At 69.8% G+C, this 22,989-nt stretch carries 17 protein-coding genes; 10 read left to right on the top strand and 7 right to left on the bottom strand.

Annotation, left to right across the window (positions count from 1 at the left end; translation table 11 throughout):
* Positions 1-36: 36 nt before the first annotated feature.
* The 3 genes from tldD (at position 37) to JUB11_RS11010 (ending at position 4,269) form a co-directional block, all read left to right on the top strand.
* The gene (gene tldD, locus JUB11_RS11020; protein WP_207458583.1) at positions 37-1,470 is read left to right on the top strand and encodes a metalloprotease TldD; all 1,434 of its coding nucleotides are present in this window, start codon (positions 37-39) and stop codon (positions 1,468-1,470) included.
* A 104-nt stretch (positions 1,471-1,574) separates the two neighbouring features.
* Positions 1,575-2,099 carry an amino acid-binding protein gene (locus JUB11_RS11015; protein WP_207458582.1) on the top strand — a complete coding sequence of 175 codons (525 nt, stop codon included), beginning with the start codon at positions 1,575-1,577 and terminating at the stop codon, positions 2,097-2,099.
* 100 nt (positions 2,100-2,199) lie between these two features.
* Positions 2,200-4,269, top strand: coding sequence for a YjbH domain-containing protein (locus tag JUB11_RS11010; RefSeq protein WP_207458581.1), 2,070 nt, complete (start codon positions 2,200-2,202; stop codon positions 4,267-4,269).
* Here the strand turns inward: JUB11_RS11010 and JUB11_RS11005 are convergent.
* Positions 4,266-4,961 carry a hypothetical protein gene (locus JUB11_RS11005; protein ID WP_207458580.1) on the bottom strand — a complete coding sequence of 232 codons (696 nt, stop codon included), beginning with the start codon at positions 4,959-4,961 and terminating at the stop codon, positions 4,266-4,268. The two genes, JUB11_RS11010 and JUB11_RS11005, sit on opposite strands and share 4 nt — an antisense overlap.
* A 432-nt stretch (positions 4,962-5,393) precedes the next feature.
* Between JUB11_RS11005 and JUB11_RS11000 the strand changes: the two genes are divergently transcribed.
* A complete protein-coding gene (locus JUB11_RS11000; RefSeq protein WP_207458715.1) occupies positions 5,394-5,558 on the top strand; it encodes a DUF1328 domain-containing protein in 165 nt (54 codons plus the stop codon).
* Between the two features lie 92 nt (positions 5,559-5,650).
* On the opposite strand, the gene JUB11_RS10995 is transcribed toward JUB11_RS11000, so the two are convergent.
* Positions 5,651-6,325: a sigma-70 family RNA polymerase sigma factor gene (locus JUB11_RS10995; RefSeq protein WP_211112497.1), complete on the bottom strand. Its 675-nt coding sequence runs from the start codon at positions 6,323-6,325 to the stop codon at positions 5,651-5,653.
* Between the two features lie 641 nt (positions 6,326-6,966).
* Between JUB11_RS10995 and JUB11_RS10990 the strand changes: the two genes are divergently transcribed.
* The 3 genes from JUB11_RS10990 (at position 6,967) to JUB11_RS10980 (ending at position 9,560) form a co-directional block, all read left to right on the top strand.
* The gene (locus tag JUB11_RS10990) at positions 6,967-7,893 is read left to right on the top strand and encodes a transglycosylase SLT domain-containing protein (RefSeq protein WP_207458579.1); all 927 of its coding nucleotides are present in this window, start codon (positions 6,967-6,969) and stop codon (positions 7,891-7,893) included.
* A 148-nt stretch (positions 7,894-8,041) separates the two neighbouring features.
* Positions 8,042-9,067, top strand: a complete 1,026-nt coding sequence (locus JUB11_RS10985) for an alpha/beta hydrolase (RefSeq protein WP_207458578.1) — start codon at positions 8,042-8,044, stop codon at positions 9,065-9,067.
* A 160-nt stretch (positions 9,068-9,227) separates the two neighbouring features.
* Positions 9,228-9,560 carry a hypothetical protein gene (locus tag JUB11_RS10980; RefSeq protein WP_207458577.1) on the top strand — a complete coding sequence of 111 codons (333 nt, stop codon included), beginning with the start codon at positions 9,228-9,230 and terminating at the stop codon, positions 9,558-9,560.
* 103 nt (positions 9,561-9,663) lie between these two features.
* Here the strand turns inward: JUB11_RS10980 and JUB11_RS10975 are convergent, their stop codons facing one another.
* Positions 9,664-13,938 carry a translocation/assembly module TamB domain-containing protein gene (locus JUB11_RS10975; RefSeq protein WP_207458576.1) on the bottom strand — a complete coding sequence of 1,425 codons (4,275 nt, stop codon included), beginning with the start codon at positions 13,936-13,938 and terminating at the stop codon, positions 9,664-9,666.
* A 215-nt stretch (positions 13,939-14,153) separates the two neighbouring features.
* Between JUB11_RS10975 and JUB11_RS10970 the strand changes: the two genes are divergently transcribed.
* Entirely contained in the window at positions 14,154-14,951 is a 798-nt protein-coding gene (locus JUB11_RS10970) for a rhomboid family intramembrane serine protease (protein WP_247886987.1), read from the top strand.
* A gap of 41 nt (positions 14,952-14,992) precedes the next feature.
* Here the strand turns inward: JUB11_RS10970 and JUB11_RS10965 are convergent, their stop codons facing one another.
* Positions 14,993-16,957 carry an autotransporter assembly complex family protein gene (locus JUB11_RS10965; RefSeq protein WP_247886986.1) on the bottom strand — a complete coding sequence of 655 codons (1,965 nt, stop codon included), beginning with the start codon at positions 16,955-16,957 and terminating at the stop codon, positions 14,993-14,995.
* 239 nt (positions 16,958-17,196) lie between these two features.
* Between JUB11_RS10965 and typA the strand changes: the two genes are divergently transcribed.
* On the top strand, positions 17,197-19,023 hold the full coding sequence (gene typA / locus JUB11_RS10960; RefSeq protein ID WP_207458575.1) for a translational GTPase TypA: 1,827 nt from the start codon (positions 17,197-17,199) through the stop codon (positions 19,021-19,023).
* 107 nt (positions 19,024-19,130) lie between these two features.
* Here typA and JUB11_RS10955 read toward each other — a convergent pair whose 3' ends face one another.
* The 3 genes from JUB11_RS10955 to JUB11_RS10945 all read right to left on the bottom strand — a co-directional run bounded on the left by JUB11_RS10955 (position 19,131) and on the right by JUB11_RS10945 (position 19,956).
* Positions 19,131-19,298, bottom strand: a complete 168-nt coding sequence (locus JUB11_RS10955) for a hypothetical protein (RefSeq protein WP_207458574.1) — start codon at positions 19,296-19,298, stop codon at positions 19,131-19,133.
* The gene (locus JUB11_RS10950; protein ID WP_207458573.1) at positions 19,295-19,474 is read right to left on the bottom strand and encodes a CsbD family protein; all 180 of its coding nucleotides are present in this window, start codon (positions 19,472-19,474) and stop codon (positions 19,295-19,297) included. The genes JUB11_RS10955 and JUB11_RS10950 overlap by 4 nt, the downstream gene beginning before the upstream one ends.
* Before the next feature lie 77 nt (positions 19,475-19,551).
* Positions 19,552-19,956: an HIT family protein gene (locus JUB11_RS10945; protein WP_207458572.1), complete on the bottom strand. Its 405-nt coding sequence runs from the start codon at positions 19,954-19,956 to the stop codon at positions 19,552-19,554.
* A 317-nt stretch (positions 19,957-20,273) separates the two neighbouring features.
* Here JUB11_RS10945 and JUB11_RS10940 point away from each other — a divergent pair, with 317 nt between their 5' ends.
* Positions 20,274-22,880: a glycosyltransferase gene (locus JUB11_RS10940; RefSeq protein ID WP_207458571.1), complete on the top strand. Its 2,607-nt coding sequence runs from the start codon at positions 20,274-20,276 to the stop codon at positions 22,878-22,880.
* Positions 22,881-22,989 lie beyond the last annotated feature (109 nt).

Below are 22,989 nucleotides of genomic sequence, written 5' to 3'. Positions count from 1 at the left end.
ACACCTCGCACCAAAGCACAAGAGCCCGGAGTCCCCATGAGCGCGCTTGCCATCACAGACGACCTGTTCTTCAACCGCGCCGGCCTGGACCGGTCCCGCGTGGAAAGCGTCGTAGCCGATGCCCTGCGCGGGGCCGACGACGGCGAACTGTTCCTCGAATATGCCCAGAGCGAATCGCTGGGCTGGGACGACGGCAAGCTGAAGTCGGCCAGCTTCGACACGACCCAGGGCTTCGGGCTGCGCTCCATCGCCGGCGAGGCGACGGGCTACGCCCACGCCTCGACCCTGTCCGAGGAGGCGATCCGCCGCGCGGCCTCCACCGTGCAGGCGGTCCAGGCCGGGCACAACGGCACCATCGCCGAGCCCCCGCCCGGCACCAACCGCGCGCTCTACATCCCCGACAACCCGCTGCACATCATCCCCTTCGAGACGAAGGTGAAGCTGCTGGCCGACATCGACGCCTACGCGCGCGGCAAGGATTCGCGCGTCCGTCAGGTGAGCTGCTCGATCAGCGGCGAATGGCAGGCGGTGCAGATCCTGCGCGCCGACGGCGTGCGCGTCGCCGACCTGCGCCCGCTGGTGCGGTTGAACGTGTCCGTGGTGATGGCCGAGGGCGAGCGCATGGAGACGGGAAGCTGCGGCGGCGGTGGCCGCGTCAGCTATGAGCATTACGTCCGCCCGGACACCTGGCGCGGCTTCGTGGACGAGGCGATGCGCCAGGCCCTGGTCAACCTCTCCTCCGTCCCGGCGCCGGCCGGCGAGATGACGGTCGTGCTCGGCAACGGCTGGCCCGGCATCCTGCTGCACGAGGCCATCGGCCACGGGCTGGAGGGCGACTTCAACCGGAAGAAGACCTCGGCCTTCGCCGGGCTGATGGGCCAGCGCATCGCCGCCCCCGGCGTCACCATCGTTGACGACGGCACCATCGAGAACGCCCGCGGCTCGATCAGCGTGGACGACGAGGGCACGCCCGGCCAGAGCACGACGCTGATCGAGGACGGCATCCTCGTCGGCTTCATGCAGGACCGCATGAACGCCCGGCTGATGGGCGCGCGCCCGACCGGGAACGGCCGGCGCCAGAGCTTCGCCTACCACCCGATGCCGCGCATGACCAACACCGTCATGCGCAACGGCAACCACACGCCGGACGAAATCATCTCCTCGGTGAAGAAGGGCATCTACGCCAAGAACTTCGGTGGCGGCCAGGTGGACATCACCAACGGCAAGTTCGTCTTCTCCGCCTCGGAAGCCTACCTGATCGAGGACGGCAAGATCGGGCCGGCGGTGAAGGGCGCCACCCTGATCGGCAGCGGCGCCGATGCGCTGACCCGCGTGTCGATGATCGGCAACGACAGCCAGCTCGATCCCGGCATCGGCACCTGCGGCAAGGACGGCCAGGGTGTGCCGGTCGGCGTCGGCCAGCCGACCCTGCGCCTCGACGGGCTGACGGTCGGCGGCACAGCCGCCTGAGGGCCCGAGCCTCCGAAGGCCCCTCCTCCCTTGCGGAGGAGGGGCCTTTTTGCCATCCATGGGCAGCGGCAGGCTCCGCACGACAAAGGAAATGGGAGGATAAGGTGACGTCACTCGCGCTTGTATCGACCTTCTGCGCCGACCGGGTCGGGCTGGTCTCGGGGATCACCGGGCACCTGTTCGAGCTGGGCATCAACCTGCGGGACGCCACCTTCGCCGTCATGGGATCGGGCGCCGAGTTTTCCGCCGTGTGCGAGCTGCCGGCCGGCCTCTCGGTCGAGGAGGTCCAGGCCGGGCTCGACGCCGTGCCGGAACTGGAAGGGGCGCAGATCAAGGTCACGCCCTTCGCCCTGGACCCCGTCCCCGGTCCCACCGCGCGGATCACCCATACGGTCCATGTCAGCGGCGGCGACCAGCCTGGCCTGATCGCCCGCCTGTCGGAGATCTTCACGCAGTTCGACGCGAACATCGTCCGCCTCGACGCGCAGACCCTGCCCGAGCGCGACGGTGGGCGTTACAGCGTCCGCTTCTCCGTCTCGATCCCGCCGGAACGGTCGCAGACCTGCCTGTCGGCCGTGGCGAACACCGCCGAGGCGCTAGGGCTGGGCTGCTCGGCCCAGATGGTCTGAGCCACGGCTCCTGCCCGGAGGGAATACAGGTCATCATGGTTGCATAAGTGTGCATTTCGCGCGATGAATCGGAGGCTTTCCCGGATCCTGCGACCATCGCGTGAAGACCACCGCCGCGGCACTGTTCATTCTGGTGACCGCCGCCCCTGCCGGGGCGGAAGGGCTGACTCCGAGCCTGTCCGACTGGGGCGGGGCCGGGCTGCTCCAGACCCCGACCGCCCGCTTCCTGCCGGACGGGACCGTGACCGCCGGCTACACCGCCCTGGGAACGGCCCACCGCCACCTGTTCACCGGCGCGCAGCTTTTGCCCTGGCTTGAAGTGGGCGTGCGCGAATCTCTGTTCCCGAGTCTCTACGGCGTCACCGAACCCGGCCTGGACGCCAAGCTCCGTCTGGTGAAGGAGGGTCCCCGGACACCGGAGATCGCCCTGGGCGGGCGCGACCTCGCCGGAGCCGGCTTTCAGGCGCCCGGCCGCGGCCGCTTCGCCGGCGAGTATCTGATCCTGTCCCGCCGCTGGTGGAATCTGGACACCAGCCTGGGGATGGGCTGGGGCCGGCTCGGCGGCTACGGCCATCTGCGCAACCCCTTGCGTTTTCTCGGCGCCCGCTTCCGCCGTGACCGCGATCCCGCCCTGCCCGCTTCGCGCGGGCCACGCTCCTGGTTCACCGGCGACCGGGTGGCGCTGTTCGGCGGGGTGGAATGGCACACGCCCCTTCCCGGCCTTTCCACCAAGATCGAGTACAGCGGCGACAGCTTCCGGTCCGAGCAGCAGGACGATCCGCTCTTCCGGCCCGGCCTGCCGGTCAACGCCGGGGTCGCGTGGCGCCCCCTGCCCTGGGTCGAGCTGGGCGCCGGCCTGGAACAGGGGCACCGCCTGATGGCGCGGCTCGCCGTCCGGCTCGGCCCGGCAGACCTGGGGGAGGAGGCCCCCTCCCCGCCTTCTCCCGTCGGGCCGAGGCCATCACGGGAAGCAGCACTGTCCGCCCAGGAACTGGCGATGGTGGCGCGGGCCACGGGGCTTCCGGCACGGGCGGCGGCCTTGGACGGCGACCGGGCCGTCATCTGGCTGGACCCGGCCGGTTCGGGCACGGCGCCGCTCGCCCGCGAAGCCGGACGCGCGGTCCGGCTGCTGGCCGACTCCGCCCCGCCGGAGGCCGAGCGTCTGGTCGTCGTGACGGGTGCCGGGGGGTTGGAAGCCACCACCGTCACGCTCCAGCGCGGCGAGGTTGCCCGCGCCGCCAATGGGCGGGGCAGCGCTGAGGAGGTCTGGCGGACGGCGCGGATCGAACCAGTCCCGGTAAACCCGCCGGACTGGATCATGCGTTGGGATCTGGCGCTGCGCCCGACCCTGGAGAGCAGCCTGTTCGAGTTGAGCGCGCCGCTCGTGCAGCGCAGCTACACCGACCTCGACCTGTCGGTGGAGCCCTGGCGCGGTGTCCTGCTCGGCACCGGAATCCGCCTCAACCTCGGCGACAATCTCCCCTGGCTCGACACCAACGCCCTGCCCGCCGAGGCGCCGGTGCGCAGCGACCTGCCCCTTTATGCCCTGCCACGCGCGAACCTGGACCATCTCTACGGTGCGTGGCGGCTTTCACCCACGCGGGACTGGCACGCGGGCGTCACGGCCGGCCATTTCGAGGAGATGTTCGGCGGTGCCGGGGTGGAACTGCTCCACCGGCCCGTCCAGGCGCGCTGGGCCGCCGGGCTGGACATCAACCATGTCTGGAAGAGACCACCGGGCGATCCCTTGCACCTCCTCCAGGGCAGCGGCCGGATGACCGGCCATGCAAATCTGCATTTGGAAGCGCCGGGAGGCACGGCAACGGGAAGCTTGCGGCTCGGCCGCTATCTGGGCGGGGACTGGGGCGGAACGCTGGAATTGGCCCGCCGGTTCGAGGGCGGGCTGCGCCTGTCGGCCCATGTGACCTGGACCGAAGGGCCGCGCGACGGGCAAAGCCGGATCGGCGGACGGCTCGAACAGGGCGTCGTGCTGAGCATTCCGCTGGGGGCGTCGGGCGTCCTGCCCATGGGTGGAAGCGTGGAAACGGCCATCCGCACGCTGGGGCGGGATGCCGGCCAGCGCCTGCGGCGGCCGTTCCCTCTGTACGAAACCATGGCGCCGGCGGGCTTCGGGAGCCTCGCCGGCGGGTGGAATCGCCTGCTCGATTAGCGCATCACCTCGATCCGGCCGGTCGTCGGGTCGAGTTGGACCGTGGACCAGTCACCGGCGGGGGTCATCGCCTGGGCGATGTAGCTCTGCCCCTGCTTGCGGAAGTCCCGAACCTGAACGAAGCCAGCGGCGCTGAACTGGTTCAGCAGCGTCGTCTGCATCAGTTCGGTGGGATTCTGGCCCGGCCCGCGCCGGATTTCCGGACGGTCCTCGACCATGCCCGAGAAGGCGCCGCCAGTCATGCCCATGGCGCCGCTGTTGCTCGTGGTGCCGCCTTGGCCCATGCCCGACGTCATGCCTGGAGCCGTCCCCGTGCTGCCGCTGTAGGCCGGAGCGCCGCCACCGTCCATTCCACCGCTCATGCCAGCCGTGCCGCCATGATTCGTCGAGCCGCCGTGGCCGGAAGAACCGCTATAGCCGGACGACCCGCCATAGGTGGCGGAGTTGCCATAGGTGGAGCCGGCCATGCCCGAATGGGCGCCGCTCATGGTGGAGCCGTGCTGGGGCTGGCTCCAGCTGTTGTTGTGCTGGCCGGGCAGGCTCTGGACCTGCGGGCTCACGGACGGCATGCCCGACGGGCTGTCGTACTCGTAGCGGGTCTCGGACATGGTCCGTGAATTGACCTGGGCCATGGCGGCGGGTGCCGCGGTCAGCAGCGCGGCCGAAATCGCAAGGGTCAGCTTCGCGTTCATGGATGTTCCTCTCTTTTTGAAAAAGCCACGCGCGGACTGGTCCGGCAGGGACCTCCAGCGAACGGCCTCCGGCCCGCGTCCTGTTCCCGGCGCCGGAGAGAGCGGCGGAACGGACAGAAGCGGCGGGCGCGGGTTCGCCTTTCCAACAGCGTCCGGGCGTTTCCGTTGCGACCCGTCGGCGAAAAGCCGGGCGGCGAAAAGCCGGGCGGTGAAGGGGATATCGGCGAGGAGAATGGGCGGCTCGCGCATTCCCCGATCGCCGGCAGTAAAATGATGCGTTGTGGAAGCTCACTCAGGAACCTTCCTCGGCGTGCATCGTTGCGCTGTTTGCAAGCCGCGCCTTGCGGCTCCTGCCGTTCAAGAACGCGCAACGCCTTCGAGCAGGCCGTGCCCCCGAGCATGCCGCAGGACAGGCGACGCGGAGGAGGGATGATGCTCTATTGGGCTCTGCTGTTCTTCGTGATCGCCCTGGCGTCCGGGGCGCTCGGCTTCAGCGGAATCGCGTCGGCCTCGTCGGGCATCGCGCAGATCCTGTTCTTCCTGTTCGTCGCGCTGTTCGCGGCGAGCATCGTCGCCGGTCTCTTCCGCCGCCGCTGAACCGAAAACTGGAGCCAAGAAAAAGGCCGGCCGCGTTTCCGCGGCCGGCCTCGATCCCGTTTCGTCTGCCCGCAGTCGTCAGCCGCGTGCCATCAATCGTCGTCGCCGTCGCCGGCGTTGCCGCCTTCCATCAGCGCGCGCAGGGCGCGCCGCCCGCGCGAGAGGCGGGACTTCACCGTGCCGATGGAGATGCCCAGAATGTCCGCGGCTTCGCCGTAGGAGATGCCCTCCAGGCCGATCAGCAGCACGACCTCCCGCTGTTCGGTCGGCAGCAGGCCCAGGGCGCGGCGCAGATCGCGCAGTTCCAGCCGCACGAACTGGGAGCCGTGAGCGGCGCCGATGCTCGCCTGCGCCTCGCCGTCGATGTCCACGACGGTCTGGCGGCGGCGGATGCCGTTGATGTGCAGGTTGCGCAGGATCGTGAAGAGCCAGGCACGCAGGTTGCTTCCCGGGCGCCACAGGTGAAGACGCGACAGGGCGCGCTCCAGGCACTCCTGGACCAGATCGTCGGCCAGGGTCGCGTCGCGCACCATGGCGCGGGCGAAGCGGCGCAGCCGTGGGATCTCCGCCTCGATCTGCGCGATCACGGCCGGATCGGGAGGCGCCGTCGGAAGCGTGATGACCTCCGCACCGGCCTCACCTTCGCCGTCATGGTCGCGTCCGCCTTCCTCCTCTCCCACGTCGAACGGCCGCCCGAGCGCAACGGGATCGAAGTCCGCGTGGTCATGCGCCTGGTGGCGCAGGGAACTTGCGACGTGGTTCGCCATCGGTGAGACGCTGCCTCCTCATGCCGTCGGCCCCAGGGAGAGCCGACGCGACTGAAGTCCAAACCTATTCCTATCCGAACGCCGAACGCGTGGGGCGAACCCCCGGTGTCTGGAAGACAACCGCCGGTCCTCTGTACCTAATGAGCCCGTTAACGCTGCGCCAGTTGGGAAAAAGGCTAGGTTCTCATACAATTTGGCGAGATTACCTCTAAGATCCCAAAGATCCTTCCATTTGAGAATTGGAACTTCACCGCCGATCTTGCGTAAGCGTTGTGGAGTTTGAAATAAGAAAAAGACATTCTTTGGACGATGACGCGAATAGCATTGCCGCTTCATCCATTAGGTGTCTTTTCTGATGAGTATTATTTTACGGTCCGCTAGACGAAGGAAGTGCACCCCACTCCTTTCGATCGCCGAGGGGATTGGGTGGCACCCTGTCTTTTCGGGTGAACCCGTCCGGGTGCTTGCCTTTCGCCGGCTTTCGCTCTCTCGATCCTCGTGGAAAACGAGGAATGATTCGCCTCGAACGTCAGCCCGGCGTCGCAACAGCAAAAGGGGGTAACGCGGTGCACAACCCGCGCGCAACCAACGGACAGTTCGCCGAACCGGCTTCGCCGGCCACCCAAAGACCGGAGATCCGCATGCGGCATGTTCTGACCGTCCTCTTCGCCGGGGCCGTCCTTGTGGCGCCCCTTTCCGCCCAGGCGGCCATGTCCGACAGCACGCTCCGCGCCCTGGAGGCGCTCGCCGGGAAGGGAAGCCCCCGCGCCCAGTACGAGCTGGGCCTGCGCTACGAGGCGGCCCAGGGCGTCACGCTCGATCCGCGCCGCGCGCTGGCCCTTTATTGCCGTGCCGCCCGCCAGGACTACGCCGGCGCCGCCTACCGGGCCGGGCGCATGCATCTGAGCGGCAAGGGCGGGGTCGCCAAGGACGAGGAGCTTGGGCGCGCCTGGCTGCGCAGAGCGGCCTTCCTCGGCCATGAGGAGGCCGTCAAGCTCGTGAAGGCGCCGGGCAAGGAGCCCAAGGCGCCCGACCGCTGCGAGCCGCCGAGTGCGCGCTGGGGCGTCGTCCGCCAGCCCCCGGCCCAGATCAAGGCCATGGTCCGCAAGATGGCGCCGACCTATGGGCTCGATCCCGAACTCGTCCTGGCGGTGATCGCGGTCGAATCGGGCTACCGTGTGGACGTGGTGTCCGAGAAGAACGCCATGGGGCTGATGCAGCTCATCCCGGAAACCGCGGAGCGTTTCGGCATCACCAAGCCCTTCGACCCGGAACAGAACCTGCGCGGCGGGATGAAATACCTCCGCTGGCTGCTCGCCTATTTCGACGGCAACGTCACCCTGGCCCTGGCCGGATACAACGCCGGCGAAGGCGCGGTTCTCCGCTACAAGGGCATCCCGCCCTACCGTGAGACGCAGGACTATGTTGTGAAGGTGCACAGCGTCTACAGCCGCCAGCGGCACCCCTACGATCCGAAGGTCGTCGCCTCGGCCGGGCTGAAGGCGGCGCGGATCGAAACCGTCGCGGAACTGACGGGGGGATCGGAGACGGTCGCCTCGGCGGACTGACCGCCGGCCGGCGGGGGAACCCTTCCTTGTCCAGTCCCGTTGCAGACGGCGAAGCCGTCGCACGGGACGGCACGGCGCGGAACGGCGCGCCAGTGGAGGCCCCCATGACCATGCACGCCCGATCCGTCCCGATGACGCAGGCACGCTGATGCGCCGGGGACTGTCCTTCGCCGCCGGCCTGCTGGCCGGCCTCTGGCTCGACACGGCGCGCCGCAGCCGCAGGGCCGAGCGCGAGCATCCCCCCGCCGGCTCCTTCGTGAAGACCGGTCTCGAGGCCGGCGGCACCACGCTGCATTACCTGGAGCGCGGCCCAACCGGCGGCACTGCCCGGGGACGGCCCCTGGTGTTCCTGCACGGCAACGGCATCATCGCGGAGGATTGGGAACTCTGCGGCGTCCTCGACCGCGCGGCGGAGCGGTGGCACTGCGTGGCTTTCGACCGGCCGGGGCACGGCTACAGCGAGAAGCCCCGTGGCGGGCACAGCCCCTCCGGCCAAGCGGCGATCCTGCGGGCGGGCGCACGCGCCCTCGGGCTGGACCGGCCGATCCTGATCGGCCACTCGCTGGGCTCCACGGTCGCGGCGGCCTGGGCGCTCGACTATCCCCGGGAGGTCGGTGGCCTCGTCCTCATGTCGGGCTACAGCTACCCGACGGTCCGCCCCGACTTCGTCCCCCTCATGGCCCCGGCGATCCCCATCGCCGGCCAGATCTTGAGCCGCACGCTGGCCCAGCCGATCGACCGGCTGATCCTGCCCGCCCTGCTGCGCCGCGTCTTCGAACCGAATCCGGTGCCGGCCAGCTACCGCCGCATCCCGCCCGATCTCCTGCTGCGGCCGACGCAGTTGGAGGCCGCGGCGGCCCACACCGCGGCCCTTATCCCCGGTGCCGCGGCGCTTGCCCCGCGCTACGGCGCGATCCGCTGCCCGACCGCGATACTGGCGGGCGAGGAGGACCGGATCGTCGATCCCCTGGACCATGCGGCCCGGCTCCACCGGGACATTCAGGGATCGAGCCTCCATCTGCTCGCCGGGGCCGGCCATATGATCCACCACGCCCGGCCGGACGCCGTGTTGGACGCCATCGCCGGCATCGTCCGGGTGGCCGATGCCTGGGAAGCCGCCGGAGCGACGGTCTCGGGAACCAGGGAAGACTCCCACGCCCGGCTTGGCGCCTGACGCCCGCGCGAAAGTATTAGCCTCTGCGCGAAAAAGTGGCTTCATGAAGAAAATGCGACTCGGCCCGGCCGGGCCGCTGGATGGTTAATCGTTTGGTTACGAAACGGGCGCTAACCTCGGGACATACCGTGCTTCCCCTCAGTTCCCGAGGAACTTGCAGATGCCCATGGCCGCCGACGTCGATACGATCGAACGCACCTCCATCGTCGCCTACACGCTGCTCCAGGAGCTGCACGACGTGTTGGCCCTGCCCAAGGCTCCCGACGACGTGACGCTGGGCATCCTCATGGGCCTGTCCATGTTCCTCGACGAGAAGGTCGGCCCGATGCGCGCCAAGCGGCTGATGTCCGAGGCCCCGACCATCGTCCTGAAGACGGACGCGCATGTGACGTCGGATCAGGCGCAGCGGATCATGCCCGTCCTGCGCGCCTTCGGCGACCACCTGAAGGACATGCGCGCCAAGGACCGCACGGTGGACGGCGCCGTCGCCTGACAGGCCAAGGTCTGAACGGTCAAGGCTTCCGAACAAGCGTCATGAGCCCCCGCGCCGACACCGGCGCGGGGGCTTTTTCATGCCTGCCCTGCTTCACCGGGGGTCAGTAGTCCCACTCGAACCGCAGGCCGAAGCTTGTGTCGGAGTTGGCGCCCACGTCGGCTTCCGCCTTGATGTTGTCGGTGATGTCCACCTCGACGGTGGCCCGGCTCTCGCCCGCGAGCCCCTGCTCCACCCCGACATAGACCCGGTCGCTGACGTAGCGCCCGGCCTGGACCGAGCCGCCGTTCGCACCCGAGAAGTCCAGCCGGTCCACGCCCAGCCCGCGCCGGACATTCTCCAGGATGCCGCCCCCCCCGCCGCCGAATCCGGCCAGCGACGCCGCCGACTGGGCGAGTTGCACCGCCTCCAGCGCGGTGAGGTCGCCGACCGATTTCCCGAACAGGACCTGCGCCAGCACCTCGTCCTGGGGCAGGCCCTGAGGCGAGGTCAGCTCCAGCTTGGGCTGCTGCGTCGTCCCGGTGACCAGGACCTGGGCCGTGACGCCGTTCGCCGTGGCCTCGGCCAGGAAGTCGAGGCGCGGGTTGATGTCGGTCCCCCCGTCGAACTCGATGAGGCCGCGCTCGAAGTTGAAGGTTTCGCCGAGCAGGTTCAACGCGCCCTGCAGGATCGCGACCTGCCCCGTCACGACCGGCTGCGCCGAAGTGCCGCCCACCGCGAGGTCGGCGCGGAACTCGGCGTCGAGCCCGCGGCCGCGGATGTAGATCTGGTTGGGGGCCTGCACCGTCAGGTCGAGGATCATGGCGAAGGGCTGCCGTGCTGCGTCCTCCGGCGCTTGTGCCGTCTCGGTCCGCGAACCGCCGCGCCCGATCTCGCGGACGTCGAGCGTCACCACGTTGGGCGGCAGGCTGCCGGGGATCTGGATCTCGGCGCGCAGGATCCGCACCGGGCCCGCCAGGCGCGGGTTGATGAAGCTGCCCGTCACCGTCAGATCCGCGCCGATATCCGCCTGGGCGAGGTCAATGTTGACCAGCCGGGCGTTCTCGGCGGTCAGGCGGATGTCGATCTGCCGCTCCGGCTCGGCGGCCGGACGGATGACGCCGCTGGCGGCGAGCCTGCCGCCGTTCGCCGTGCGCCCGCTGAAGGACTGGATGGTGAAGACCTCCCCGTCGCCGACCAGCCGGGCGTTGATGTCGCGGACCACGGCGCCGGACGCGCGGTTCTCGTACCGCCCGTTCTCCAGCAGCACCGTCCCGCCGAGTACCGGCGAGCCGACCGTTCCGCTGGCCCGGACGTCGAGCCGCACGATGCCCCGCGCCCGGTCGCCCGAGGCCGCGAGCAGGTCGTTGGCAAGCGAGATGTCCACGCTGCCGTTGGCGCTGGCGCTCAAGGCGCCGTTCGGCGGCACCGAGGGCACAAGCGTGTTTGGGTCGAGGACCAGCGGGGCGGCGGCGGCGAGCGTCATCCGTGCCGCACCACCGCGCGTGGCGATGTCGCCATTCAGCGAGACGCGGCGGTCGCGCCACTGCGCCTCCAGCGTCGCGTCCACGCCCGGCACCCCGCCCCGGGCCGTCTGCTCCGCACGCAGGTTGGCGACGCGCAGCGTCGCGTCGGCGCGGGGCGCCTGGACCGTCCCGCCCAGCGTCGCGCGGGCGTTCAGCATGCCGTCCAGCCGCAGGGTCGGGTCCGCGAGCCGCGCCAGGGCCAGCGGCACCTGGTCGAGCCGGAACTCCCCGCGCAGCTTCCCGTCGGTGAGCCCCAGGTCGGCGGCCAGCCGGGCGTTGCCGCTGGCGATCCGGAGGTCCGACACCTCGTAATGGCGCTCGCCCACCCGCACCGTCGCCGGGGCGGTCATGCGGAAGCTTTCACCCTGGTAGCGGCCCTGGAGCCGCTCCAGCCGGACGCGGCTGAGCGCGCCCTCGCTTGCGAAGTCACCGGCGAGGTTCAGCGCCAGCGGGGCCTCGCCCGCCCCCGCCACGTCGGCCCGGAAGGCCGCCTTGGCGAGGCTGCCGTCCACGCTCGCCGTAACGCTGGCGAGATCCTGGCCGCTCACGGCCCCGTCCCGCAGTTCGACGCGGGCGTTGCCGGAGGCTTGCCCCAGGGCATCCTTCACCTCGGCCCGCGCGGTCAGGCGGCGGGCGGCCAGCAGCGGCCCAGCCTCCCCTTCGACGCGCAGGCCGTCGGCGTTCGCGGTCAGGGTCGCCGACTGCCGGCCGCCGTTCCCGTCGAGGTCGGCGGTGAAGCCGGCGGCACCCGCCAGCGGCACGCCGGCCAACTCGGACAGCGCGTTCAACTGGGGCAGGCTGCCGTTCAGCCGGCCCGTGGCGGTCATGCTGTCGAGCGCCACCTGAAGCGCGCCGGTCACCCGATTCGGTCCGTTCGCCACGGCGAGATCCGACAGACGCAGGACCTGCCCCTCCAGCGCGTAGGCGCCGTCCACGGACAGGCTGGCGCCGGCCAGCGCGGTGCGCGCCCGCACGGTTCCGTTCGGGCTGGCGGGCAGGCCGGTGGCGGTGGCGGTCACGCTGGTCTCTCCGAATCGCCGCCCCTGCACGACGAGATCCCTGGCGTCCAGCCGTGCCTCGGCGCGCAGCGCGTCCATTGGCCCACGCGCCGTCGCATCCAGCGTTACGGTGCCCTCCATGGGCACGGCGAGGGAATCGCCGACCGGCTCCAGCCGGTTGACCGACAGCCGCGTGGCGGCGTCGAGCGTGCCGCCGGCCAGCGTCGCGCGTCCGGTCAGCCCGCCGTTGCGGCCGTCCACGGTGAGATCGCTGACGCGCACCGTTCCGTCCGCTTCCATGGCCAGCCTGGCGGCAAGCGTCGCGGTCTCGCCCAGCACGGCGTCAGCCGGCGTCCCGGTGTTGAGACCCCGCAGGGAGCCGGTCAGGGCCGCGGCCATGGCGCCGTCCGGCGCGCGCGTCACCGGCCCTTCCAGCACCGCGGCACCGGCGAGCGGCTGCCCGGCCAGCGCCGACAGGCGGGACAGGTCATCCGCCTGGACCCGCGCGCGCATGTCGAGACTCTGCCCCCAGCCACCGGCCGTGCCCTCCAGCGAGGCGTTGGCCGCGGCCGTGGACAGGGTCAGCCCCTCGAGCCGGACGTCGCCCCGGTCCACATTGACCTGCGCCCGGCCGTCCAGCCGCACCTCCGGCCCGGCCAGCTCCGCCAGGCCCGGCGTCTCGGTGGAGAGGTCGCGCACGATGCCGTTCAGCGCGACCGACAGGTCGGACAGGTTGCCCGCCACCGTTCCGGCGAGCCGTGTCTGGTTCCAGCCGATTCCCGGCATGAGCTGCCGAAGCGCGGATTCCGCACCCGCCGTCACCTCGTAGCGAAGGTCGAAGCTCCGGTAATCGGCCCCGACGCTTCCCTCCAGCGAGGCGTCGCCCGCCGCCGCGCGCACGGTGACCGGACGCAGGAGAAGGGAACGGTCCGGCCGGACCACGACGGTCGCGTTCAGCGCCGGCTGCTCCCCGACGAGCTCGACCGCCGGGCCGCTCAGCAGGGCCGCCACGTCGCCGCCCGCCATCAGCGTCACGGCGTGCCCCTCCTCCATCGCCTGGACCGCGGCATCCGCCGTGAGCCGGGCCGTGTTCTCCGCCGAGGCCTCCAGCCGGCCCTTCCAGTCGCCGAGCGGGCCGGCTCCCTGGAGATTGACGGTCACCGGCGGAAGTCCGGGAATCGACAGCGCGCGCGCCATCACACCGCCGGCCGGCTCCGACGCGTCAAGGGCGAGCTGAAGCCGCTCCTCCCCCGGGTCGAAGGCGACGTTGAGCTTCGCCTGGCCAGGCTTGTCGTCAATGCGCGCGACGTCGAGATCGACCGAAAGCCGGTTGCCGCCGCGCGCGAGGTCGAGGGATCCCGTCAGGCGCAGGGTCGCCGGCTCGCCCAGCAGAGGCGCGCCGAGGCGCAGCTCCTGCACGGCAAGCCGGTCCACGGCGAGGCCGACCGGGAGGTCCGGCAGCAGGGACAGCGGGTCGAAGGGTTCGTTCGGGTCGGCCGGTTCGGGCTCCGGCGCGGTGGAGACGGGCGCGCGTTCGACCGTCACCCTGGCGGCCTCCACCACGTCGGCCTTCGCCCGCGCGCGGAACAGCGCCGTGGGTGCGAGGTTGACGTGCACCTCCTCCATCCGCAGCCAGACGCCCTGCGTGTCCGCGACGCTGACGTCGGCGATGGTGAAGTTCAGGGGCACGGCGCCGCTGATCGTCCCGATGCTCACCTGCATGTCCGGGCCGGACACGGCGCCCTCAATGGTCCGGGCGATCCAATCGCGCACCGCGTTGGCCGGTCCCCAGCCGCCGCCCTCCGCCGCCAGCGCGCCATGGGAAATCGCGACCGCGCCCACCAGTCCGAACGCCAAATTCCGCAGGGAACCCATGTCCTCGCCTACTCCTTCGCCGCCGGACCACCGCCCGGTTCCGTCCGAATGCCACCGGAACACCAACCCCGGCAGGCGGGGGCCGTTCCTGGACGGAACGAGAAAAACGCGTGTGGAAGTCCTTGCCCCTTCACCCCAGGGATGATGCACTGCTCCGGAACGGGGGCGCCGGCGGGCCGTTGACCCGCCGTAACGCCGAAGCCGGAGCGCGGCCGATGTTCTTCCTTCCCCTGTACGATGACAACCCGACCCTGCGGACGCCCATCGTCACGATGGCGCTCATCGCGATGTGCGTTCTGGTCTATCTGTGGCAGGCGTCGCTCGAATCGGACGCCGGGACCCTGGCCGTCTACGCGTACGGGCTGGTTCCCGCGGTGCTGTTCGGCCATGCGGAGCTGCCGCCGGAGCTTCGGGCCGTGCCCTCCTGGGGAACGACCGTCACTTCGATGTTCCTGCACGGCGGCGTCCTGCATCTGGCCGGGAACATGCTGTATCTCTGGATCTTCGGGAACAACGTCGAGGACAGCATGGGCCGGGGCCGTTTCCTGGTCTTCTACCTGCTGTGCGGCGTCGCGGCCGCCCTGGCCCAGGCCTACGCCAACCCGGCATCCGAGATCCCGATGATCGGGGCGAGCGGCGCCATCGGCGGGGTGCTCGGCGCCTATCTGGTGCTGCATCCCAAGGCGAACGTCCGGGTCTTCTTTTTCTTCATCGTCCTGGTCCGGCTGATCAACGTGCCGGCGCTGATCGTGCTGGGCGTCTGGTTCGCCGGGCAGATCATCAGCGGCGTCTCCACCCCCCTGAGCGACGAGGACGGCGGTGTCGCCTTCTGGGCTCATGCAGGCGGTTTCATCGCCGGGGCCGTGCTGATCCCCTTCTTCAAGCGCCGGGAGGTGCGGCTGATGGAGCCGGCGCACAGCAAGCCCTTCGCCGTCATGCCGCCCCCCGCCATGCCGGTCCGGCGCCGGGGCAGCGTGCCGGACGCGGGCGACCGGCGCTGGCCGCCGCGCTGACGCCCGCCGCCCCGCCTCCGCCCCGATGAGCGGAGCCTGCCTCAAAAGGCCTGGCCGAGGCTGAGATAGAGCTGCCAGCGGTCGTCGTCCTCGTCCGGGTTCAGCGGGACGCCCACATCGACGCGCAGCGGGCCGAAGGCCGTGTAGTAGCGCAGCCCGAGACCCGCGCCGAAGCGCAAGGGCTGGCCGAGATTCGGCAGCGTGCTGTCATAGACCGTGCCGGCGTCGAGGAAGGGAACGATCCCGATGCTCTCGGTCACCTTGATCCGCAATTCCAGCCCCGCCTCGAACAGGGAGCGGCCGCCGGTCGGGTTGTCGGCGCGGTCGCGGGGACCCGCCTTCTGGAAGGCGTAGCCGCGCACCGACCCGCCCCCGCCGGCGTAGAAGCGGTGGTTGGGCGGAATCTCGTCGAGCGAGGCGCCGATGATGCTGCCGAATCCGACGCGCGCCGCCGCCACGTAGCGGCCGTCGCCGGATATGTCGTGATAAACCGATCCGTTCAGCCGCGCCGAGACGAAGGAGGACACCGAGTCGCCGCCGGCCGGGAACCAGGGCGCCAGCTCGATCGAGGCGCGCTCACCCCGGGTCGGGTTCAGCAGGTCGTCCGTGCCCTGCCAGGTCAGCCCCACCGGCGCTCCGATCAGCGCCGTCCGATAGGTGCGGTCGGTGGTGAGGATGCGCGACGCCTCCGAGGTGACGCCGTAGCTGAGGGTCAGCTGCTCGGTCACCACCCGCTCCAGCCCGGCCGACAGCGTCGTGCCCACCAGGTCGTAGGCCGGCGGCTGCTCCGACGCGACCTGGAAGTTCAGCAGCAGCGACTGGCGGTTCGCCAGGAAGTCGGGCTTGCGGAAGCTGACGCCGAACCGCAGGTCGGGCAGGTCGAGCGAGCTGCGCTCCCCGTCGCTGTTGCCGCTGCCGCTTTCCCCCGCCAGCCGGCCGACCTCGACCGAGACCCGGAACTGCTCCGCCCCGCCGAACAGGTTGCGGTGCCCCCAATAGGCCTGCCCGCCGATGCCGTCGGCCGTCGAATAGGTGGCGGCGAGGCCAAGGAAACGCCGCTTGCGCTCCGCGACCGTGACGATCACCGGCGTGACGCCGTCCGGGCCGGGCTCGGGGGCGAGCGCCACCCGCACGGTATCGAACACCTCGAGCTGGGCGATCCGCTGCCGCGCGGTGTCGAGCTGCTTGGGGTCGTGGATGTCGCCCGTCCGCCAGGGCAGGCGCCCGCGGATCAGATCCTCGTCCACATCGGTCGCCCCCTCGACGCGCACAGCACCATAACGCACGCGCGGGCCGACCTTGACCGTGTAGGCGACGTCCATCGTCCGGTCGGAATGGTCCACCACCACCTCGCGGTCGGTGACCTCCGCGAATCCGAACCCCTGGCCGGTCAGCCGGGCCAGCAGGTCGCTCTGGGCGCTGATCACCTGGGGGGCGCGCGCCTGCTCACCCGCGCGCAGGCCGAGCGCCGCGGGGTCGATCGGCTCGCCGGGGAGACCGGTCCCCTCGGCGTTGCGCAGCGTGATGGTCTTGAAGCGGTAGGCCGGGCCGGGTTCGACGGCGACCGTGACCCGCGCGGGCTGCGATTCGGCGTCCACCGCGATGTCGAGCCGCGCGTCGTAGTAGCCGGCGGAGCGCAGGGCGGCCTGGAGCCGGTCGCGGTCCGCGGCCGCCCGCCGTTCCAGCCCCAGGATCGAGGGCGGCGGATCCTCCCGCAGCCCGAACAGGCTGGACGCCGCCTCCAGCGTGTCGCTCAGCCCGTCGTCCTCGACGCCGGTCAGCGTGACCTCATAGGGGACCGTGGCGTTTGCCGCCTGCGGAGCGTCGCCGGGCGCCGCGAGCGGCTCCAGCGGCGGCTCATTCGACGCCTCCGGGGGCGGCACCGCGGCGGGCGGGAAGGCTTCGGGCGCCATGCCCTGGGCCGCCGCGCCGGCTGCGGGGACAGCCAGCAGCGCCGTGGCGAGGAGCAGGGAACGGAACGGGAAGGCGGAGGCTTGACGGTTCATCGTCCGATCATTTGGGGCGAATTCGGCAAAAAGCTACCGGCGCACCCGGCGCACGTCTCCCGAAAATAGACATAGAACGATCGTCGCGCGGCTTGCGTATCTCCGCCGGATGATTATATTGCGGCGCAACTGATTCCCCGACGAAAGCCCTCCAAACTGGATTTGGCGGGCCTTTTTGTTGTTCGTGGCGTGATGCTGCGCGTCGGGGCGCCATTGCAAGACAAGGCTCCAGGCACAGCATGACCCTCCGTAACGTCGCCATCATCGCGCACGTCGACCATGGCAAAACCACCCTGGTCGACCAGCTCCTCAAACAGTCCGGTTCCTTCCGCGAGAACCAGCAGGTCGCCGAGCGCGCCATGGACTCCAACGACCTGGAGCGCGAGCGCGGCATCACCATTCTCGCCAAGTGCACCTCGGTGCTCTGGAACGACCTGCGCATCAACATCGTCGACACGCCGGGCCACGCCGACTTCGGCGGCGAGGTGGAGCGCATCCTCTCCATGGTGGACGGCGTGGTGCTGCTGGTCGACGCCGCGGAAGGCCCGCTGCCGCAGACGAAATTCGTGCTCGGCAAGGCGCTGAAGCTCGGCCTGCGTCCGATGGTCGTCATCAACAAGGTGGACCGTCCCGACGCCCGCGCGAACGAAGTGCATGACGAGGTGTTCGACCTCTTCGCCTCGCTCGACGCCGCCGAGGAGCAGCTCGACTTCCCGACGCTCTTCGCCTCGGGCCGCAACGGCTGGGCGACGACGGACCTGGAGAACGGCGCCCGCGAGTCGCTGACCCCGCTGTTCGAGCTGATCCGCGACCATGTCCCGGCCCCGAAGGTCGAGACGGACGCCCCCTTCAGCATGCTGGTCACCACCCTGGAGGCGAACCCCTATCTGGGCCGCATCCTGACGGGCCGCATCCAGACCGGCGTCGTGAAGCAGAACATGGCCGTCAAGGCGCTCAGCCGTAACGGCGACCTGATCGAGAACGGCCGCGTCACCAAGGTGCTGGCCTTCCGCGGGCTGGAGCGCGTTCCGGTCGAGGAGGCCAAGGCGGGCGACATCGTGGCACTGGCCGGCCTGACCAAGACCACCGTGGCCGACAGCATCGTCGACCCGCAGGTCGCCGGGCCGCTGGCCTCGCAGCCGATCGACCCGCCGACCCTGGCGATGACCTTCTCGGTCAACGACAGCCCGCTGGCCGGGCGCGAGGGCGACAAGGTCACCAGCCGCATGATCCGTGACCGCCTCTACCGCGAGGCGGAGGGCAACGTCGCCCTGCAGATCCGCGACACCGAGGGCGCCGACGCCTTCGAGGTGGCGGGCCGCGGCGAGCTGCAGCTGGGCATCCTGATCGAGACGATGCGCCGCGAGGGCTTCGAGCTGTCGATCAGCCGTCCGCGCGTGCTGTTCAAGACCGACGAGACGACCGGCCAGCGCATGGAGCCGATCGAGGAGGTCGTGGTCGATGTGGACGAGGAGTTCTCGGGCACCGTCGTCAACAAGATGTCGGAGCGCAAGGCCGACCTGATCGAGATGCGCCCGTCCGGCGGCGGCAAGACCCGCCTGGTCTTCCACGCCCCGTCGCGCGGCCTGATCGGTTACCAGAGCGAGTTCCTGACGGACACGCGCGGCACCGGCGTCATGAACCGCCTCTTCCACGGCTATGCCCCCTACAAGGGCCCCATCGCCGCCCGCCACACCGGCGCCCTGATCGCGAACAGCGACGGCGTCTCCGTGGCCTACGCGCTGTGGAACCTGGAAGACCGCGGCCCGATGATGATCGATCCCGGCGTTCCGGTGTACCAGGGCATGATCATCGGTGAGCACACCCGCGGCAACGACCTCGAGGTCAACGTCATCAAGGGCAAGCAGCTCACCAACATCCGCACCACCAGCAAGGACGAGGCCGTGCGCCTCACCCCGCCGATCCAGATGTCGCTGGAGAAGGCGCTGTCCTACATCGCCGACGACGAACTGGTGGAGGTGACGCCCAAGTCGATCCGCCTGCGCAAGCGCTACCTCGACCCCAACGAGCGCAAGCGCCACCAGCGCGCCGCCGAGGCGAGCTGATCCACGGCCCCCCATGGGTGAAGCCGTGACGGCATGAGAGAAAAGGCCTCCTTCCCGCAAGGGAAGGAGGCCTTTTTCGTTGCGGCGCCGGCCGGCTACGTTCCGGGTCAGTCGCGCCCGCTCGGGTGCTTGACCTCGGGCTTCTCGCCCAGTTCGTTGAACTTCTCCTGCACGGGCTTGTCCGGGTCGCCGGAGGCCTTGCCGGTTTCCTCGACCAGCTTGTCCTCGATGCGCTGCGCCATGTCCGAGGGCGCGTCCTTGCCCTGGCCGGTCATGAGCGGCCCCCACGCAGGAAGTCCTTCACCTTGCCGGCGAACTTGTCGATCTTGCCCTCGGCCTTGTCGGCGCGGCCCGAGGCTTCCAGGTCGCGGTCGCCGGTCAGGTCGCCGGCCTGCTTCTTGATCTCGCCCTTCACTTCCTTGGCGGCGCCTGTGAAACGATCCTCGTTCATGGCGGTGTCCTCCGCTGTGGGTTGCAGAAAATTTCTCCTGTTCCCATCAACAGTCGGCGCCGCCGAATGTCGCCGCGTCAGGCCCCGATCGCGCCGCGCAGGCGGGACAGCACCGCCTCGCGCTCCTCCGCCCCGTAGCTCTCGGCGAAGCCGGAACCCCAGACCGGGCCTGGCCAGGCCGGATCGGCGCGCGTGCGGCCGATCACATGGACGTGCAGCTGGGAAACGACGTTGCCGAGCGCGCCGACATTGATCTTGTCGGGCGAGAACAGCTCCTCCACGAGGCGGGAGGCCCGCGCGATCTCGTCCATCAGGCGGTGCTGGTCGGGCTGGGGGAGCTGGTGCATCTCCGTCAGGCCCGGCCGTTCCGGCACCAGGATCAGCCAGGGCCAGATCCGGTTGTCCATCAGCAGCAGGCGGCAGAGCCCGAGCGAGGCGACCGGCACGGTGTCCGCCGCAAGCCTTTCGTGCAAATGGAACATCCCTACCCCTCCCGTCTGGATTACCGCCTTTCCGGCGAACTGAAATTCAGCTAAAATGCACGCCCATGTCCATGTCGCGCGGGCAGCACCGTAGAAGCCGTTTCGCGCCGCCGCAAGCGGCCGGTCGCGAAGGAGCGGGTTCGGTGCCGCGCCGGCTGAACAGGGACGGGAAATCAGGGATTTTTAAGGGTTTTCTCCGACCATGACCCTGGGGGTGTCCGACATCCCCAAAAGGTCCTTTCGGGGATGTCGGACAATTGGCCGGAGTGGCGGGGGGCTGCTCCGGCCTTTTCACGTGCGGGGACGGACGAACTCACATGCGCAAGTCGGCAATTGCGGTTCTGCTGCTCGTGCTTCTCGGCAACGCGCTCGTTTGGGCCCTCTGGAACCGGCCGGTGGCGGAACGGTCCTGGGACGGCATGATCAGCGGCGTCGGCTACACGCCCTTCCACCCGGACAAGAGCCCGAGCCGGGGCGACAAGGCGTCGGCCCAGGACATCCAGAAGGACATGGCCACGCTGAACGGCAACGTGCGCGGCGTGCGGATCTATTCGACGACCGACGGGTCGGAGCAGACCGCGGCCATCGCGCGCCGCTACAACCTGCCGGTGACCGCCGGAGCCTGGATCCAGGGCAAGCCCGAGATCGACGAGCCGGAGATCGCCGGGCTGGTGAAGCTGGTCCACGCCAACCCGAACGTCCGCCGCGTGATGGTCGGCAATGAGGCCGTGCTGCGCGCGGACGTCACCGTCCCGCAGATCGTGGACTACATCCGGCGGGTGAAGAAGGCGGTCAACGTGCCGGTTTCCACCGCCGAGCCCTGGCACGTCTGGCTGTCGCACCCGGAGCTGGCCGAATCGGTGGACTTCCTGGCCGTGCACCTCTTGCCCTACTGGGAGGGGCTGCCCGTGGACCAGGCCGTCGATTACGCGATGATGCGCTACGACGAGCTGAAGGCCAAATACCCCAACAAGCACATCCTGATCGCCGAGGTCGGCTGGCCGGCCGACGGCCCCTGGCGCCGGGGTGCCGAGGCGAGCCAGGTGAACCAGGCGAAATTCATTCGCACCTTCCTGAACATCGCGGCCCAGCGCAAGCTCGACTACTTCATCATGGAGGCCTTCGACCAGCCCTGGAAGCGCGAGATCGAAGGTTCGGCCGGCACGAGCTGGGGCCTGTGGGACGCCTGGCGCAACCCGAAGTTCCCGATGATGGGAACGGTGCAGGAGATGCGCAACTGGCCGATGCTCTGCGCCGTCTCCGGCGCGCTGGCCCTGCTGCCGCTGGTCTTCTTCCTGCGCCGCCGCGGCGATCTGCGGATCGGCGGGCAGATCTTCTACGGCGCGATGATCCAGGCGGTCGCCTCGGTGCTGGTCTTCACCTTCACCGCCGCGGCCGATGCCGGGCTCGCCACGACGACCGAGATCGCTTGGGGCATCCTGATCTTCTGCCAGCTCGTCCTGCTCGCGGTGATGCTGATCGACGGGCTGGAGCTGACGGAGGTCGTCTGGCAGGCGCGGTTCCAGCGCCGCTTCGAACCGGCGTCCGCCACGCCGCCGGAGGACGCCCCGATGGTGTCGATCCATGTGCCCTGCTACAACGAGCCGCCGCACATGGTCATCCAGACGCTGGACGCGCTCGCCCGCCTCGATTACCCGAATTTCGAGGTGCTGCTGATCGACAACAACACCAAGGACCCGGCGGTCTGGAAGCCGGTGGAGGCCTATTGCGCCCAGCTCGGGCCGCGCTTCCGCTTCTTCCATCTCGACAACTGGCCGGGCTTCAAGGCGGGTGCCCTGAACTTCGGCCTGGACCAGACCGACCCGCGCGCCGAGCACATCGCCGTCATCGACAGCGACTATCAGGTCCATCCCGACTGGCTGAAGGCGACCATCCCGCATTTCGCCCGCCCGCAGGTCGGGCTTGTGCAGTCGCCGCAGGACTACCGGGACTGGGAAGGCGACCTATTCCAGCGCATGACCAACTGGGAATATGCCGGCTTCTTCCACATCGGCATGGTCCAGCGCAACGAGCGCAACGCCATCATTCAGCACGGCACCATGACCATCATCCGGCGCAGCGCGCTGGAGGGCGTCGGCCGCTGGGGCGAGTGGTGCATCACCGAGGACGCCGACCTCGGGCTGCGGCTGTTCGAGCACGGCTTTGAGGCCGTCTACATGCCGGAGAGCTACGGCAAGGGCCTCGTCCCCGACAGCTTCAGCGCCTACAAGACGCAGCGTTTCCGCTGGGCCTACGGCGCCGTGCAGATCCTGAAGCACCATTGGCGGGAGCTGGCGCCCGGCGCCAAGCGCCTGACCTCCGGCCAGAAATACCATTTCATCACCGGCTGGATCCCCTGGTTCGCCGATGCCGCACACATGGTGTTCGGCATCGCGGGCATCGTCTGGTCGCTGGGGCTTCTGCTGTTCCCGAAATACTTCGAGTTCCCGCCCAACGCCTTCATGATCCCGACGCTCAGCGTCTTCGCCTTCAAGGTCGCGGCCAGCCTGTGGCTCTACAAGGCGCGGGTGAAGTGCGGCTTCTGGGACAAGGTCGGCGCCGCCATCGCCGGCATGGCGCTGACCCACACGGTCGGGCGCGCCATGTGGCTCGGCATCTTCACCTCCGGCCGGCCCTTCGTCCGCACGCCCAAGTGCGAGAACCAGCCCGCCCTGATGCAGGCCTTCCTGATGGCGCGGGAGGAGATCGCGCTCCTCGGCTCCCTCTGGCTCGCCGCGCTCGCCATCGTGCTGGTGTTCGGCCACGAGAACCGCGACGCCTTCATGTGGTCCGGTCTGCTGGTGGTGCAGTCCCTGCCCTACCTGTCGGCCTTCGTCACCTCGCTGATCAACGTCTTCCCGAACCTCACCTTCCGCAAGCGCCCGCCGCAGACCATCGCGGCGGCGGAGGGCGCGGCCGACTGAAGGCCGCTGGCCGCTCGGTAATCGGGATAGGGGGCGATCCTAGTGGACCGCACCCCTCCCACACCACCCGGCATGCGGGTCCGCACCGGGCGGTTCGAGGAGTTGAGGT

The organism is Azospirillum sp. SYSU D00513 (assembly GCF_017356015.1).
In the GTDB taxonomy this organism is placed as follows: Bacteria; Pseudomonadota; Alphaproteobacteria; order Azospirillales; family Azospirillaceae; genus Azospirillum.
Note: the sequence above shows the minus strand (reverse complement) of the source record. Positions and strands in the feature narration are given on the sequence as shown.

Bases quoted from the DNA above. Each gene is read 5' to 3' on its own strand.
- tldD (WP_207458583.1), top strand. From the start codon at position 37: ATGAGCGCGCTTGCCATCACAGACGACCTGTTCTTCAACCGCGCCGGC.
- JUB11_RS10950 (WP_207458573.1), bottom strand. From the start codon at position 19,474: ATGAACGAGGATCGTTTCACAGGCGCCGCCAAGGAAGTGAAGGGCGAG.
- JUB11_RS10980 (WP_207458577.1), top strand. From the start codon at position 9,228: ATGCCCATGGCCGCCGACGTCGATACGATCGAACGCACCTCCATCGTC.
- JUB11_RS10955 (WP_207458574.1), bottom strand. From the start codon at position 19,298: ATGACCGGCCAGGGCAAGGACGCGCCCTCGGACATGGCGCAGCGCATC.
- JUB11_RS11005 (WP_207458580.1), bottom strand. From the start codon at position 4,961: ATGAACGCGAAGCTGACCCTTGCGATTTCGGCCGCGCTGCTGACCGCG.
- JUB11_RS10995 (WP_211112497.1), bottom strand. From the start codon at position 6,325: ATGGCGAACCACGTCGCAAGTTCCCTGCGCCACCAGGCGCATGACCAC.
- JUB11_RS11000 (WP_207458715.1), top strand. From the start codon at position 5,394: ATGCTCTATTGGGCTCTGCTGTTCTTCGTGATCGCCCTGGCGTCCGGG.
- JUB11_RS10965 (WP_247886986.1), bottom strand. From the start codon at position 16,957: ATGAACCGTCAAGCCTCCGCCTTCCCGTTCCGTTCCCTGCTCCTCGCC.
- typA (WP_207458575.1), top strand. From the start codon at position 17,197: ATGACCCTCCGTAACGTCGCCATCATCGCGCACGTCGACCATGGCAAA.
- JUB11_RS10990 (WP_207458579.1), top strand. From the start codon at position 6,967: ATGCGGCATGTTCTGACCGTCCTCTTCGCCGGGGCCGTCCTTGTGGCG.
- JUB11_RS10945 (WP_207458572.1), bottom strand. From the start codon at position 19,956: ATGTTCCATTTGCACGAAAGGCTTGCGGCGGACACCGTGCCGGTCGCC.
- JUB11_RS10970 (WP_247886987.1), top strand. From the start codon at position 14,154: ATGTTCTTCCTTCCCCTGTACGATGACAACCCGACCCTGCGGACGCCC.
- JUB11_RS10940 (WP_207458571.1), top strand. From the start codon at position 20,274: ATGCGCAAGTCGGCAATTGCGGTTCTGCTGCTCGTGCTTCTCGGCAAC.
- JUB11_RS10975 (WP_207458576.1), bottom strand. From the start codon at position 13,938: ATGGGTTCCCTGCGGAATTTGGCGTTCGGACTGGTGGGCGCGGTCGCG.
- JUB11_RS10985 (WP_207458578.1), top strand. From the start codon at position 8,042: ATGCGCCGGGGACTGTCCTTCGCCGCCGGCCTGCTGGCCGGCCTCTGG.